16 protein-coding genes and 1 pseudogene are annotated in these 13876 nt (G+C 70.0%); 13 read left to right on the top strand and 4 right to left on the bottom strand.

The features are described from left to right. Window positions 1–41: 41 nt before the first annotated feature. The gene (locus ADL01_RS22385; RefSeq protein WP_053743811.1) at window positions 42–1151 is read right to left on the bottom strand and encodes a hypothetical protein; all 1110 of its coding nucleotides are present in this window, start codon (window positions 1149–1151) and stop codon (window positions 42–44) included. Window positions 1152–1485: 334 nt separating this feature from the next. On the opposite strand from ADL01_RS22385, the gene chpG reads away from it, so the two are divergent. The 7 genes from chpG to ADL01_RS22350 all read left to right on the top strand — a co-directional run bounded on the left by chpG (window position 1486) and on the right by ADL01_RS22350 (window position 6094). Then, window positions 1486–1725, top strand: a complete 240-nt coding sequence (gene chpG / locus ADL01_RS22380; protein WP_053743810.1) for a chaplin ChpG — start codon at window positions 1486–1488, stop codon at window positions 1723–1725. Window positions 1726–2000: 275 nt separating this feature from the next. Then, entirely contained in the window at window positions 2001–2849 is an 849-nt protein-coding gene (locus ADL01_RS22375; protein ID WP_053743809.1) for a hypothetical protein, read from the top strand. Between the two features lie 164 nt (window positions 2850–3013). After that, complete coding sequence (locus ADL01_RS22370; protein WP_053743808.1) at window positions 3014–3304, top strand: hypothetical protein; 291 nt, start codon at window positions 3014–3016, stop codon at window positions 3302–3304. A gap of 152 nt (window positions 3305–3456) precedes the next feature. Further along, a complete protein-coding gene (locus ADL01_RS22365) occupies window positions 3457–3951 on the top strand; it encodes a DUF5949 family protein (RefSeq protein WP_053743807.1) in 495 nt (164 codons plus the stop codon). A gap of 188 nt (window positions 3952–4139) precedes the next feature. Continuing rightward, window positions 4140–4649: a hypothetical protein gene (locus ADL01_RS22360; RefSeq protein WP_053743806.1), complete on the top strand. Its 510-nt coding sequence runs from the start codon at window positions 4140–4142 to the stop codon at window positions 4647–4649. A 118-nt stretch (window positions 4650–4767) separates the two neighbouring features. After that, window positions 4768–5241, top strand: a complete 474-nt coding sequence (locus ADL01_RS22355; protein ID WP_053743805.1) for a tyrosinase family oxidase copper chaperone — start codon at window positions 4768–4770, stop codon at window positions 5239–5241. After that, window positions 5225–6094, top strand: a complete 870-nt coding sequence (locus ADL01_RS22350; protein WP_053743853.1) for a tyrosinase family protein — start codon at window positions 5225–5227, stop codon at window positions 6092–6094. Before ADL01_RS22355 ends, ADL01_RS22350 begins: the two co-directional genes overlap by 17 nt. Before the next feature lie 115 nt (window positions 6095–6209). On the opposite strand, the gene ADL01_RS22345 is transcribed toward ADL01_RS22350, so the two are convergent. Next, window positions 6210–6509 carry a chaplin gene (locus tag ADL01_RS22345; RefSeq protein ID WP_053743804.1) on the bottom strand — a complete coding sequence of 100 codons (300 nt, stop codon included), beginning with the start codon at window positions 6507–6509 and terminating at the stop codon, window positions 6210–6212. Window positions 6510–6740: 231 nt separating this feature from the next. Between ADL01_RS22345 and ADL01_RS22340 the strand changes: the two are divergent. The 6 genes and pseudogenes from ADL01_RS22340 to ADL01_RS22315 all read left to right on the top strand — a co-directional run. Continuing rightward, window positions 6741–7025: pseudogene (locus ADL01_RS22340) on the top strand (DUF2087 domain-containing protein); the annotation flags it as partial. Window positions 7026–7394: 369 nt separating this feature from the next. Beyond that, window positions 7395–8603, top strand: coding sequence for an ATP-binding protein (locus ADL01_RS22335; RefSeq protein ID WP_053743803.1), 1209 nt, complete (start codon window positions 7395–7397; stop codon window positions 8601–8603). Continuing rightward, a complete protein-coding gene (locus tag ADL01_RS22330; RefSeq protein WP_053743802.1) occupies window positions 8600–9001 on the top strand; it encodes a roadblock/LC7 domain-containing protein in 402 nt (133 codons plus the stop codon). Before ADL01_RS22335 ends, ADL01_RS22330 begins: the two co-directional genes overlap by 4 nt. After that, window positions 8998–9378, top strand: coding sequence for a DUF742 domain-containing protein (locus ADL01_RS22325; protein ID WP_053743801.1), 381 nt, complete (start codon window positions 8998–9000; stop codon window positions 9376–9378). The genes ADL01_RS22330 and ADL01_RS22325 overlap by 4 nt, the downstream gene beginning before the upstream one ends. Further along, window positions 9353–9946: a GTP-binding protein gene (locus ADL01_RS22320; protein WP_053743800.1), complete on the top strand. Its 594-nt coding sequence runs from the start codon at window positions 9353–9355 to the stop codon at window positions 9944–9946. The genes ADL01_RS22325 and ADL01_RS22320 overlap by 26 nt, the downstream gene beginning before the upstream one ends. A gap of 230 nt (window positions 9947–10176) precedes the next feature. Further along, window positions 10177–11496, top strand: a complete 1320-nt coding sequence (locus ADL01_RS22315) for a cytochrome P450 (protein WP_053743852.1) — start codon at window positions 10177–10179, stop codon at window positions 11494–11496. 83 nt (window positions 11497–11579) lie between these two features. Here ADL01_RS22315 and ADL01_RS22310 read toward each other — a convergent pair whose 3' ends face one another. Next, the gene (locus ADL01_RS22310) at window positions 11580–12128 is read right to left on the bottom strand and encodes a PadR family transcriptional regulator (protein WP_053743799.1); all 549 of its coding nucleotides are present in this window, start codon (window positions 12126–12128) and stop codon (window positions 11580–11582) included. A gap of 83 nt (window positions 12129–12211) precedes the next feature. Then, on the bottom strand, window positions 12212–13876 hold a 1665-nt coding region (locus tag ADL01_RS22305), incomplete at its 5' end, for an FAD-dependent oxidoreductase (protein ID WP_053743798.1).

Here is a 13876-nt window from a genome sequence, read left to right as displayed (position 1 = left end):
GGTTTCCTCGCTCACGGGTGGCGGCGTTGGACGCGCCTTGGCTACTGCGGGGCGTCGACGGCCACGAAAAGTGCGCCGGCCCACGCCGCGTCCCGCTGGGAAACGAGCCGGAAGGCCAGCTGGTCACCACCGCGCCGCAGCGCCGTACCCAGTTCGAACATGTCGGAGTCGTAGCCGAGGGTGTTCGCATACGCCGGAACACGCTCCGAGACCGCCCCGCCGATGGTGGAATTCAGCAGGTCGTCGTAGGGGTTGGCCGCGTCACCGAGCGCGGTCGTGCGCCCCGCGACGGACACCGTGAAGGAGTCGCCGGTGCTGCCGCGGTCCCCGTTGTAGGCGACCAGCCCCGCGCGCCCGTTCGCGCCCGCCGGGAATGCCAGTTCGCCCGACCGGACCAACGGACCGTCACCCTTCTGGTCCCGCAGCGCCTCGAACCCGTCCCACACGACGAGGTGCCGCAGCGGCTCCGCCGCGTTCTCGTACGCCACGACCAGCGTCCACCCGCCCCACGCCCCGGCCGCCGACCTCCCCATCGCCACATTGACCTGCGCGACCGTGTACAGCCCCGAACCGCTCTCCCGGACCAGGTTCGTGACATCGGCGGACGCCTGGAACGCGTCGGCGCCGTGCGCCACCCGGTGCCCGACGACCGAGTCCGCGAGCAGTTCCTTGTACTGGCCGCCGGGCTCGGCGATCAACACCCGCCCGCTGTCCTTCGGCGGCTTCTGCTCACCGACCTTGAGGTTGCCGCCCCAGTACAGCCGCGCGTACGAGACCCGGCCGCCCGGTGGCACCCGGACCTCCGCCCGGCTGGAGTTGTAGGTGTTCGGATCGCTGTCGACATCGACGTAGAACATGTCGACGTCACCGTTGACCGCGGCCTTCGTGCCGCCCGTCGCCGTCGTGAGGTGTTCGCCCTCGCGCACGCCCGCGCAGGTTTCGACGGTGGCGCGGCAGCTGATGGACGCGTTGGCCGCGCGGACGATCCCGCCGTGCTGGAGCGCGCGGTACCGCTGGGCGAAAGCAAGGTGCTCCGACTCCCCGCCTGCGGGCGGCCCGGCCGTCGCCGTCCCTCCCGGAGTCAGGATCACGGCGAGGGCAAAGGCGCCCACCATCGCACGGCGCAGCGGAGGACCCGGGGAAATACGCATGACCGGCGTTGCCCTTTCGGGAAATGGTCGTGGACCGACGGACGGACAATCTGGAAATCGTTGGGTGCCGCATGCGCTCTCGGTCTGTTCGGGCGACGGATTCCGGGTGGCGGTCGACCTTTTGGGAGGATATGGGGTGCTTGGCAAGCGGTGAGTCACTCTAGCCGCTATGCGTATTTCTTGGTGATTCATGCCGACTGTGTCGGAATCGTGCAGCGGGGCGATCCGAGATATCACCCCATTGGCGGCACAACTCCGGCGCGCGCCACGCGTTGACACAGCGCCGGGCATCCCCGCCTGGGTGTTTGTGACAACTTCCAAGGAGCACTTCTCCATGTCGCGTATCGCGAAGGGCCTCGCCCTTTCCTCCGTTGCCGTCGCCGCCGTGGCGGGTACCGCCGGTGTCGCCGCCGCCGACAGCGACGCGCACGCCGTCGCTGCCCACTCCCCGGGTGTCCTGTCGGGCAACGTTCTGCAGGTTCCGGTTCACATTCCGGTCAACCTCTGCGGTAACACCGTCAACGTCATCGGTCTGCTGAACCCGGCGTTCGGCAACACCTGCGTCAACGACTGACGTAAGTCGTCGCGGACCCTTCTGTCGGCCGCTCTCCCCTCGGGGAGGGCGGCCGGTTCGCGTTCCCGGCGTTTGCCCCGGATGGAGGGCCGGGCGGCCAACTCGCCGGGCGGCCTTGATGCAGGGCCTCACCAGCGACGATGTACCGGACCTGACCGACGAGTCGTCACTTTGCGCGTACGACCGGTTGCAGAACGCAATGGCGGAACCGACGGTGGATCCACGACCGGACAACACCGTCCGGCACACCCACCGCACCACCGAAAGGAACTTCCATGCGTGCTCTGCCCGCACGACGTATCGCGTCCACCGCACTCTGCGCCACCTTCCTGCTCGGGATAGGCGCACCGACCGCCCTGGCGGCCGACGGCGACGCGGCCCGTGAGCGCGGCCACGCGGCTTCCCAGGCGCCCGTCCCCAACGCCGACACGGTCCTCGCGCAGGTCAAGTCGCTGGGCGACCTGGGCGGCGTGATGACCCCCGTCACCGATCTGCTGAACGCCGTGCTCAAGGCGGACAACGGCCAGCTGTCGATGGACGAGGCGACGAAGCTGGGCGACACGGTGAAGGAGGCCATCACCGCCGCCTCGCCGGCGGCCCCGGCACCGGCCACTCCGCCGGTATCCCTGCCGGCCACCCCGACGACCCCGGCAGATCCGGCGCTCCCCACGACCCCGGTCCTGCCGACCACCCCGACGACCCCAGCAGATCCGGCGCTCCCCACGACCCCGGCTCTGCCGACCACCCCCGCCCTTCCGACGGCCCCCGCGCTCCCGGCGAAGCCCGCGGTGCCTGCCGCCTCCGCCTCCACGCTCCCGGCGCCCGCCAAGGACGCCAAGGCGGTCAAGGCGGTCAAGGGCCCGCGCGACCTCAAGGCCGACGCGCTCGCCGCGCTGCAGAAGTCGGTCGACGCCCTGCTCAAGGCGGCCACGTCCGGCGATGCCGCGAACGTCGTCCCGGCCGTCAATGACGTACTGACGAGCCTCGTCGGCGTCGTCGCCGCCACCCTGATCGGCGGCGGGCTGCCGGCGCCGGAACTGGCGGGCCTGCCGACGCTGCCCAAGCTGCCGACGGCGCAGAAGCTGCCGGTCCCGGCGTCGACGCTGCCGATGCCGACCCGATAGGGCGCTGTCGTGGTGCCGGCCGGTAATTCCACCGGCCGGTACCACGGCTTTTCTTTTGGCCCCGCAGAAATTTCTGCGTACGGGGTTTCCGCCGCGACCGGGGCTCGTTAGACACGGCGACAGAATTCCCTCTGGTGACATGAGTTGCCGAAGAAAGGAACACGATGAAGTCCCTGAAGGCTGCCGCTGTCGTTGCCGGGTCCCTGGTCCTCGCCGGAGCCGCCGCGCCCGCGTTCGCCCAAGACACCGCCGACCTCACGCCCACCAGCCTCAACGGCGCCGTCAACACGCTCACCAAGGGCCCCATCGACGTAGAGCAGCTGCAGCCGCTTCAGCACCAGTCGAACGCGCTCGACACCGAGAACAAGGGCTCGGTGCTCAGCACGGTGAAGGGCGCGACGACCGCCCTCAACTCCAACGGCGGGCTGCTCGGCGGCCTTCCCCTCCAGGGCTGACGCGAGTGGTGAAAGGACCGATTTCGCCGCGCGGAATCGGTCCTTCACGTTGTTCGAACCCCGTCCCTCTTTCGTGTGGATACCGTCTGGAAATCCCCCGGTCGAGTGATAACCCGGCCGGACGCGTCAAATACCGTCGATAAGGTTTCGCGGTGACCTCAACCTCAAGCGAAACGCGCCCTTTCCGCATCGCCGACCTGGGCACGCTCGTCGTGATGGCCTGGAGCGGTGAGGCCCCCGACGGCGACATGCCCTACCTCCTCGCCTACTCCCTCGGCGACGGCGAGGGCGGCCCGGAGGCCGCGTCCGTCGCCGTCGAGCAGCTCCTCGCCAACACCGGTCTGCCGATCGGCGGTGACATCATCGACGGCTCGACCAGGCCGAGCCTGCCGGTCAGCCTGCTCGTCGAGTCCGGTTCGGCCGTCGTCACCATGCCGCAGCTCAACGCCCAGTGCGTGCCGCCCGCCGAGTGGCTCACCGCGGTCGCCGAACGAGGCTTCGCCTACCTCGTGTTCACCGCCCGCCCCTGGCCCGAGGCCCAGCCCGGCAAGCCCATCGAGCCGGAGGCGCTGGCTGCCTTCGCGGGCGCCGAGGAGACCCTGACGGCCGCCGCCCACGTCATCCTCCCGGCCCGCAGCCTGCGCTGACGGTCGGCGGGCAGGGGGCGAAGTCCGGGGGGCACGGACCGGCGGATCGGCTGCCCGGGCCGGGTCGCCCTTCCGGGCTGATCGGACGACTAATGCACCACCCGGGGGAATCTCCTGCTGATGCGGTTCCCAGGATCGTTACGCGGTACGGATGAACACCCCGATTCCTGATAAGGACCGTACTTGCCATGAAGTCGACCACTCGAACCCTTGCCACCGCTGTCCTCACCGGCGTGGCGGCGGCGGTGGGCGCCGCGGCCCCCGCCGTGGCGGCCGGCACGGTCCCCGTACCCGTCCCTCTGGACGGCGTCGAGAAGTCCCTCAACGTGAGCCTGCCCAAGGTCGGCGGCGAACTGCCGGTGCTGACGCCGGGCGTACCTGAGGGGCCGCGGTACGCCGAGGGGCAGATGCTCCCGGCCAGCACGCTGCCGCAGGTGCCGATGGGTGCCGCGCTGCCCGGTCTGTCGGCCGAGGCGCCGCTGTCGCAGGTGGTCGGCAAGGGCTTCGACGAGGCCGGTGTCAGCGTCCCCGCGGCCGACCTGCGGACCCTGACCCCCGGCCTGTCCGTGGACACCCCGCTGACCGCGCCGAAGTCCGAGGTGTTCGGCCTGCCGACGCTCAAGGAGCCACAGGCCGCCGTCCTCACACCGCTGCTGCAGACCGCCCCCACGGGCGTCCTCGGCCTGGGGTCGATGTAGCCGCGGACCAGCGCCGGACCTGACGAACTCGACCTTCTGGGCCCGGGGTCGACACCCGGGCGCGGTCCCGGCGTGCGCCGCCGGTGAACGATCCGAATGACGAAATGGGGAAAGAGAGTTGTTCGTCAGCAGAGAGCCGCAGGGCGCAAAAGGGCCCCGTGCCTGTTCCGGAACGCGGCGGGACGCGCTGCGCGCCCTGTGCGTGTCGGCCCTCGCCCTGGCCGTCGTCCCGGTCGTCGCCGCCGCGTGGCCCCGGCATGAGTGGGGTGACGACGAGGCACCGACCTTCGACGAGACGTACCGGGGCCGCCGGTTGCGCGGTATGAAGGCCGACGCCGGTGGCGCGGATCACCTCGACCACATGGCGCAGGCCCTGCGCGCCCCCCTGCAGGGGCAGTGGCACGTCACCGTGGACGGGCGGCCACTGCATCTGATGCGGCGCGCGGACGGGACGTATCTGAGCATGGTCGACCACTACCGCTCGTACCCCACGGCTCTGGAGGCGGCCCGTGCGGCGGTCGACGAGCTGGGGCCCGGGCGGCGGTTGACGGTCGCCAGCGGGGAAGGGGGCCGTGGTGGCGTACACGCGTAAGGATGTCAGCACGCTGACGCGCGGTGAGCGGCGGCGGTTCGTCGGGGCGCTGCTGGAGCTCAAACGGCGGGGCGAGTACGACGAATTCGTGCGCACGCACATCGAGTACTTCGTCTCCGACGGCGAGAAAGGGCTGCGTACGGCCCATATGGCGCCCTCCTTCCTGCCCTGGCACCGGCGGTTCCTGCTGGATCTGGAGGAGGCGTTGCAGCGGGTCGACCCGTCGGTGACGCTGCCGTACTGGGACTGGACCCGGGACCGGACGACGGCCGGGGCGCCGTGGAGCGAGGATCTGCTCGGGGGCACCGGGCGGCCCTCCGACCAACGGGTGATGACCGGGCCGTTCGCCTACGACAACGGCGACTGGACCATCAGGGAGAGCGTCACCGACGGCGAGTTCCTCACCCGGGATATCGGCCGCCGCCGTGAGCCGCTCTCCCTGCCGACCCGGCGGGACGTGGACGCGGCCCTCGCCGATCCCGTCTACGACGTGTCGCCGTGGAACTCGAAGTCCGCGAAGGGGTTCCGCAACAAGCTCGAAGGGTGGGGCAGCGGGCGGGGCTCCACCTCCTGGCGCAACCACAACCGCGTCCACCGCTGGGTCGGCGGACACATGGTCGGCGGCGCCTCCGTCAACGACCCCGTCTTCTGGCTGCACCACGCCTTCGTCGACCTGTGCTGGTCGCGCTGGCAGCAGCGGCACGGGGCCGGCGCCCGCTATCTGCCCGACCGGCCGCCGCGGATCGGCGACGCGCAGCGCGGCCGGGTCGTCGCCCGGCACGAGACGCTGCCGCCGTGGGACCTGACGCCGGACCAGTTGGAGGACCACAGCGGGGTCTACCGGTACGCGTAAAAGAGGTATCCGCGAGAGGTACGGGTCCAGCGGGTACGGGTCCAAGCGGTACGGATGCGGAAGAGCCCCGACGGTGGGTCCGTCGGGGCTCTTCCGGTGCTTGCCGTACGGCGTGTCAGCCGCCGTAGCCGCTGGAGCCGTGGCTCGGGCCGGGGTTGCCCTTGTGCTCGTGCTTGCTGACGTTGACGCAGGTGTTGCCGAAGGCCGGGTTCAGCAGACCGATCACGCTGACCGAGTTCCCGCACACGTTGACGGGGACGTGGATCGGAACCTGCAGGACGTTGCCGGACAGGACGCCGGGCGAGCCGACGGCTGCGGCCTGGGCGTCCGCGTCAGCCGTGGCCATACCGGCGCCGGCGAGCACCACGGCACCGGTGCCGAGAGCGGCGACGGCTGCCTTCGCGATGCGAGACATCACGTTCTCCTTTGGTTCGATGGGGACGGGCGCTCGACTCGCGCCCGCACTTCCCCTACAACGCGCCCGCTCACACCTGGTAACGGCGTTCAGCCGGGCGTCACCCTTTTCGAAGAGCGTCCTGGCGCGGTGGTGACGGCAAAAGTGGTGGGCGGTCGCTCGCGCACGGGTTAGCCTCCGGTCATGGCATCCGACCGAGCCGAGCAGACCGAGCGGCAGCAGACCGAGAACGTGTTGCGGACCTTCGTACGGGAAGGCGGCTCGCTCGTGCGGCTGCCCGCCCGCTGGAGCCGGAAGGTGATCGTGCTCCGGCACATCGCCGAGGAGACCTTCGAGCCCGGCGTGGAGTACGCCGAGCGGCTCGTCGACGAGCGGCTGCGGGTGTGGTGCGAGGGCGCGAGCCATATCGACCATGTGACGCTGCGTCGGCATCTGGTGGACCTCGGGCATCTGCGGCGTAGCGCGGGCGTCTACTGGCGGCCCGCCGAGGCCGGCCTCAGCGCCGACGCCGCCTGAGAGTTCGCTCCGAGCCCGCTCCCCGGAAGGCAGCAGACAAGGGGGGCGGGCTTTCGCGCGTCCACGCCCGGACGGTCCCGGACGGTATCGGGTCCGTAACTCTCGTGGACTCTTTCGCGAATCCTGTGTGAAGGTCTCCAAGTGAGCGCAAGTGGAACCTTTTTGACGCTCGCTTGACTGATAAGATCATCCCACTTTCAGTAGGCTGAGGCGCGCCACGCGCACGGGGGCAGTCTCTAAGGGCCCCATCGCGAAGGAGTGGCTGAGTTGGTCCGCCGGTAAGGTTCGCCACCGGGCACGGCCCGAGTTACAGGCCAGGACCCAACGACCGCAACTGCTCCTGTCGCTAGGCGACTTGAAGAGAGTCTCATGACGTCATTGATCCAGGATCCGCTGCTGTGGATCTTGCTCGTGGTCTTGGTCGCTGCGGTCGTCGCAGTGATGCGGGCCCGTAGAACCAACATGGCGCTCCGCAGGAAGAGCAACGACCTGCAGAGTGCCCGCGAAGCCGCCCAGAGTGAACGCGACCGCCTCTATGCGGAATACACCCAGCTGAACGCACAGCACGCGGGCGACCTCGCGGCGGTACGCAAGGATGCGGAGGAAGACACCAAGGCCGTACTGAAGTCCGCGATGCGGACGCTCCAGGTACTCGCCGACGAACAGCAGCTCATCATCGAGAAGTCGCAGCGCCGCTACGGCGACGACGAACAGGTCCTCAGCGACCTGATGATGATCGACCACACCAACAGCCAGTTCGGCCGCCGCGCGCAGGGCATCGCCGTCCTGTGCGGCGGCTGGCTCGGGCGACGCGAGAGAACCGCCTCCGTGTTCGACGTGGCCCGCAGTGCGCAGGGCCGCATCAAGCACTTCGACCGCGTCACCATCAACACCCAGGTCAACGTCTCGGTCGCCAGCCGGGCCGTCGAGCCCATCGCGGTCGTCCTCGCCGAACTGCTGGCCAACGCCACCAACTACAGCGCGCCCGGCACCCGCGTCGACATCAACATCCAGGCCGTACCCACCGGGGTCTGCCTGATCGTCGACGACGCCGGCCTCGGTATGAACACGGAGGAGAAGGCGCGCGCCAGCGTCCTGCTCTCCCCGCAGGCACCGGTCGACATCACGAGCCTCGGCGACCCGCCGAAGTTCGGCTTCGCCGTGTCCGGGATGCTCGCCACCCGGTACGGGTTCAAGGTCTCGGTCGATTCGGTGTCCCCCTACGGCGGCGTACGGGCGGTGATTCTCTTGCCTGAGAACCTGTTGACGACGGACACTCCCGAGCCCGAGGGCGGGCGCGCGAAGCCCGAACCCCAGGCCGAGGCCGCTGCCGCGGCCCCGCAGCGGCTGACCCCGGTGGCCACGCCGGGCGCACCGCAGCGTCCCATCGGGACGACCGCCGGCGGCCTGCCCAAGCGGCGGCGGCGCGGCAGCCCGGTCGCGGTGGTGCCACCGCCGGCGGAACCGGCCCAGCCGGAGCACAACAACGAGGTGACGGCCTCACGCATCGGCGCGTTCCAGCGCGGAACGCTGCTTGGGCGGGACACGACGACCATGGAAGGACCACAGGACCAGTGAATCCCGATCTGTCGTGGGTGCTGAACGATGTGCTGCAGGTGCGCGGCGCCCGTCACGCGATCCTCGTCTCGGCCGACGGCCTGCTCCTCGAGCGGTCCAGCGACATCGAGCGCGACGAGGCCGAGACCAACGCCGCCGCGATGAGCTCCATGCAGTCCCTCAGCCGGGCCGTCGCCCCCTTCGTCGGCTACGGACTCGGGCTGTGGAAGCAGACGCTCATCGAGTACGACGGCGGCTGGATCTTCCTGATAGCCGCCGGCAGCGGTGCCTACCTCGCCGTGTCGGCCGCGTTGGACGTCGACATGGAGGCCATGTCGTTCCGGATGCAGCAGCAGGTGGGGGCGCTCGGCAAGGCGATGACCACCCCGCCTCGTCAGAACGCCGGTGCGGACGCATGAACGCGCACGGCGAGGAAACCCCGGTCACGGTCACCAGCGACTTCGTCCGGTCGTACGTCATCACGGGCGGCCGGCGGCTGCCGACCGCCGATGATCTGTCCCTGCACACCCTGGTCACACTGGCCCCCGACCGGGAGATGCCGCTCGGCGCCAGCCCCGAGGTGCGGGCCATCTGGGACCTGTGCGGCGGCGGCTACCTCTCCGTCGCCGAGGTCGCCGCGCATCTGTCGCTGCCAGTGGGAGTCGCCCGACTGCTGCTGACCGATTTATTCGAACAGGGTCATCTCCTGCGCCGTGCCGCGCCCCCCCGCGCCCAGTCCGTCGACAGAGGAATCATCGAAAAGGTGCTGCATGGACTCGAATCGCTCTACGGCTGAGACGATCTACGTCTCAGACGCGGTCACCACCACCGCGAAGATCCTTGTCGTAGGGCACTTCGCCGTGGGCAAGACCACCTATATCGGCTCGCTGTCGGAGATCGCCCCGCTGCGCACCGAGGAGAAGATGACCCAGGCGTCCGCCCACGTGGACGACCTGAAGGGCGCGCCGGACAAGGTGACGACCACGGTCGCGCTGGACTTCGGCCGGCTCACACTGAGCGACGAACTGGTGCTCTACCTCTTCGGTACGCCCGGTCAGCAGCGCTTCATGCAGTTGTGGGAGGACATGGCCCGCGGCGCGCTCGGCGCACTGCTCCTGGTCGACCCGTCCCGGCTGGCCGAAACGTTTCCGGTGATCGACCTGGTCGAGAAGTACGGCCTGGAGTACGCCATCGCCGTCAACACCTTCGACCCGGAGTCCGGCGAGTTCGACGAGGACGAGATCCGCGAGGCCCTCGACCTGCTGCCCGACACCCCGGTCGTCTACTGCGACGCCCGGGACCAGACGTCCTCGGCGAGAGCGCTGATCGCCCTCGTCCAGCACCTGCTCACCCGCGCGGCCTGAGCCCCGGTCCCTCCCTTTCGGGCCCCTCCCGCCAAGGGGCCCGGACGGGGGGCCGGGACCGGGAGCCGGGCGGCGCGCTCCGGGCTGGGGCCCGGACCATCCGGACCAGGGCCCCGTACAAGACTTTTCCTCACCCCCGTCCCCCGCCCCCGAGGCGCGGGGAACCCTAAGGAACCTCCATGGACACACAGCACGCGGGTGCCACGCCGAGCGCTCCCGCCAGATGCCCCATGCACGGCACCGACTTCGCCGCCGAACCGCACCGCATCTACGACCAGTTGCGCGCCCACGGCCCGGCGGCGCCCGTCGAGCTCGCCCCGGGTGTGGACGCCACGCTCGTCGTCCAGCACGAGATGGCTCTCAGGGTGCTCCAGAACACCACCCTGTTCGCCCGTGACTCGCGCCGCTGGACCGCGCTGAACGAGGGCCGGATCTCCCTCGACAGCCCCGTCCTGCCGATGATGGCGTACCGGCCCAACGTCCTGTTCACGGACGGCGCGGTGCACCTGCGGCTGCGCAAGGCCGTCACCGAGAGCCTCGCCAAGCTGAACATCAGCCGTATCCGGCGGGACGTCGAGCCCATCGCCGACTACCTGATCGACCAGTTCAGCGAGCGCGGCCGGGCCGACCTCCTCAACGACTACGCCAAGCTGATCCCGCTGCTGCTGTTCAACAAGATCTTCGGCTGCCCGGCCGACATCGGCGACCGTCTCACCACCGGCATGTCCGCCATGTTCGACGGTCAGGACGACGCCCTCAAGGGCATCGAGCAGGTCGCCGGCTGCCTCCAGGAGCTGATCACGCTCAAGCGCCGCGAGCCCGGCGAGGACGTGACCTCCTGGCTCATCCAGCACCCCGCAGGCCTCAACGACGAGGAGCTGAGGGACCAGCTGATCGTGCTGATGGGCGCGGGCCTCGAACCTCAGCGCAACCTCATCGCCAGCGCCCTGCTCCTGCTGCTGTCCGACGGCCAGTCCGATCGTGACAGCGGCATGCTGGTCGAGGAAGCCATCGAGCACGTGCTGTGGAACAACCCGCCCATCGCCAACTACGCGACGCACTACCCGTTGCAGGACGTCGACCTCGGCGGCGTACCGGTCGACGCGAACACCCCGATCGTCATCAGTTTCGCCGCCGCGAACAGCGACCCGGCCCTCAACGAGGCCCGCCAGATGGCGAGCAAGGGCGCGCACCTGGCCTTCGGCGCGGGACCGCACGCCTGCCCCGCCAAGGACCCGGCGCAGGTCATCACGCTCACGGCGATCGAGAAGATCCTCAACGCGCTGCCCGACCTGACCCTCGCGGTCCCGCAGGACAGCCTGCTGTGGCGCCCCGGCCCCTTCCACCGCGCGCTGGCCACGCTCCCGGTGCGGTTCAGCCCGACGCCGGCGACCCGGGTGGCGGCGGCCCTGCGCAACCAGGCGCCCATGCCGGCGGCGGAACCGCTACACCGTCCGGCCCCGCAGCCGACGCAGGGCGTCCCGGCGTCCCGTCAGGACCAGCGCAAGAAGGGGTTCTGGAGCTCTTTCCTCGACGTCTTCCGGCTCTAGTTCCTCAATTCCTCCGGCTCCGAGAGCTCTGAGGAACCACTGCCTGTGAGCGCCCTGTCCGAGTCCCGCCCCGGACAGGGCGCTCACGTCGTTTCGTCGGGCAGTCGCGCGAACTCCGACAGTGCGTGGGTGAGCCACTGGGTCCAGAAGGTCTCCAGGTCGATGCCCGCACGCAGGACCAGGTGCCGCAGACGGTCCTGGGCGGTGTCGCGGACGGGCTGGAAATCGCGCGCCTCGATCTCCTCGTACTCGGTCAACTGCTGCTGGTGCAGGGCGAGATGACGACGCAGGTCGGTCTCGATGCCTTCGGTGCCGACGACCGCCGAGGCGCGCAGGCGCAGCAGCATCGTGTCGCGGTGGGGCTTCGGGTCCTGGGACGCGGCGGTCCAGCGGGCCAGCTCGGCGCGGCCCGTCGGCAGGACCTCGTAGCTCTTCTTCTGCCCGCGGGCCGGCTGCTCGGCGGGCAGCGCGCGGATGTGTCCCTCGGCCTCCAGTTTTCCCAGCTCGCGATAGATCTGCTGATGCGTCGCCGACCAGAAGTAGCCGATCGACCTGTCGAAACGGCGGGTCAGCTCCAGCCCTGAGGACGGCTTTTCGAGCAGGGCGGTGAGGATCGCGTGCGGGAGGGACATGGGTGAATCCTAGGGAGCGGTGGTGAGGGGGGTGAGGTTTGTGGTGGCGGTGGTCGGCCTGTGGTTGTGGGCTTGTGCGGGGTTCAGAGGGTCGCTGCCAGTTCGGTGCCCTGCTTGATGGCTCGTTTGGCGTCCAGTTCGGCGGCCACGTCCGCGCCGCCGATCAGGTGCACGCTGCGGCCGGTGGCGAGCAGCTCGTCGTACAGGTCGCGGCGCGGGTCCTGGCCGGTGCACAGGACGACGGTGTCGACCGGCAGGACCGTGGCGGTGCCGTCGACGGTGACGTGCAGGCCGGCGTCGTCGATCCCGTCGTACTGGACCCCCGCGACCATGGCGACGCCCCGGTGCTTGAGCTCCGTGCGGTGGATCCAGCCGGTGGTCTTGCCGAGTCCGGCGCCGACCTTGGACTCCTTGCGCTGGAGCAGGTGGACGCTGCGCGGCGGCGCCGGGCGCTCGGGTGCGGCCAGGCCGCCGGCGGTGCGGTAGTCCATGTCGACGCCCCAGGCGCGGAAGTACGCCGCCGGGTCCTCGCTCGTCTTGTCGCGGCCGTCGGTGAGGTACTCGGCGACGTCGAAGCCGATGCCGCCCGCACCGAGGATCGCGACGCGGTCACCGACGGGCGCGTTGTCGCGCAGCACGTCGAGGTAGCCGACGACGCTCGGGTGGTCCACCCCGGGGATGTCGGGGGTACGGGGGGTGACGCCGGTGGCGACCACGACCTCGTCGTAGGCCGCGTGGTCTGCCAAGTCGGCTGCGCTGACCGGGGTGTTGAGACGTACGTCCACGCCGTGGGCGTCGAGCTGGTGGCGGAAGTAGCGCAGGGTCTCGTCGAACTCCTGCTTGCCGGGGACCTTTCGGGCGACGTTCAGCTGGCCGCCGATCTCGGGGGCGGCGTCGAAGAGGGTGACGTGGTGGCCGCGTTCGGCGGCGGAGACCGCGCAGGCGAGTCCGGCGGGGCCGGCGCCTATGACGGCAACACGCTTGCGCAGCTTGGTCGGTGAGAGGACGAGTTCCGTCTCGTGGCAGGCGCGCGGGTTGACCAGACAGGAGGTGATCTTCCCGCTGAAGGTGTGGTCCAGACAGGCCTGGTTGCAGCCGATGCAGGTGTTGATCGCCTCCGGGCGCCCGTCGCGCGCCTTGTTGACGAAGTCGGGGTCCGCGAGCATCGGGCGGGCCATCGACACCATGTCCGCGTATCCGTCGGCGAGCAACTCCTCGGCGACTTCAGGGGTGTTGATGCGGTTGGTGGTCACCAGGGGGATGCCGACCTCGCCCATGAGCTTCTTCGTCACCCAGGTGTACGCGCCGCGCGGCACCGAGGTGGCGATGGTGGGGATGCGGGCCTCGTGCCAGCCGATGCCCGTGTTGATGATGGTCGCGCCGGCCGACTCGACGGCTCGGGCGAGGGTGATCACCTCGTCGAGGGTGGAGCCGCCGGGGACGAGGTCCAGCATCGACAGGCGGTAGATGACGATGAAGTCCTCGCCGACCGCTTCGCGTACGCGGCGGACTATTTCGACGGGGAAGCGCATGCGGTTCTCGTAGGAGCCGCCCCAGCGGTCGGTGCGGTGGTTGGTTCGGGCCGCGATGAACTCGTTGATCAGATAGCCCTCGGAGCCCATGATCTCCACGCCGTCGTAGCCGGCCTGGCGGGCGAGGAGGGCGGTGCGGGTGTAGTCGGCGATGGTCTGCTCGACCTCGGCGTCGGTGAGTTCGTGTGGGGGGAAGGGGCTGATGGGGGCCTGGAG

Origin of the sequence: Streptomyces sp. NRRL WC-3618, from assembly GCF_001280005.1 — a bacterium.
GTDB lineage: Bacteria > Actinomycetota > Actinomycetes > Streptomycetales > Streptomycetaceae > Streptomyces.
The sequence above is the reverse complement of the archived record's forward strand: the minus strand, read 5'-3'. Positions and strand labels throughout refer to the sequence as shown.

Excerpts from the sequence above, each read along its gene's own strand:
- ADL01_RS22315 (WP_053743852.1), top strand. The coding sequence starts at position 10,177 with ATGCACGGCACCGACTTCGCCGCCGAACCGCACCGCATCTACGACCAG.
- ADL01_RS22320 (WP_053743800.1), top strand. The coding sequence starts at position 9,353 with ATGGACTCGAATCGCTCTACGGCTGAGACGATCTACGTCTCAGACGCG.
- ADL01_RS22370 (WP_053743808.1), top strand. The coding sequence starts at position 3,014 with ATGAAGTCCCTGAAGGCTGCCGCTGTCGTTGCCGGGTCCCTGGTCCTC.
- ADL01_RS22345 (WP_053743804.1), bottom strand. The coding sequence starts at position 6,509 with ATGTCTCGCATCGCGAAGGCAGCCGTCGCCGCTCTCGGCACCGGTGCC.
- ADL01_RS22360 (WP_053743806.1), top strand. The coding sequence starts at position 4,140 with ATGAAGTCGACCACTCGAACCCTTGCCACCGCTGTCCTCACCGGCGTG.
- ADL01_RS22325 (WP_053743801.1), top strand. The coding sequence starts at position 8,998 with ATGAACGCGCACGGCGAGGAAACCCCGGTCACGGTCACCAGCGACTTC.
- ADL01_RS22310 (WP_053743799.1), bottom strand. The coding sequence starts at position 12,128 with ATGTCCCTCCCGCACGCGATCCTCACCGCCCTGCTCGAAAAGCCGTCC.
- ADL01_RS22335 (WP_053743803.1), top strand. The coding sequence starts at position 7,395 with ATGACGTCATTGATCCAGGATCCGCTGCTGTGGATCTTGCTCGTGGTC.
- chpG (WP_053743810.1), top strand. The coding sequence starts at position 1,486 with ATGTCGCGTATCGCGAAGGGCCTCGCCCTTTCCTCCGTTGCCGTCGCC.
- ADL01_RS22375 (WP_053743809.1), top strand. The coding sequence starts at position 2,001 with ATGCGTGCTCTGCCCGCACGACGTATCGCGTCCACCGCACTCTGCGCC.
- ADL01_RS22385 (WP_053743811.1), bottom strand. The coding sequence starts at position 1,151 with ATGCGTATTTCCCCGGGTCCTCCGCTGCGCCGTGCGATGGTGGGCGCC.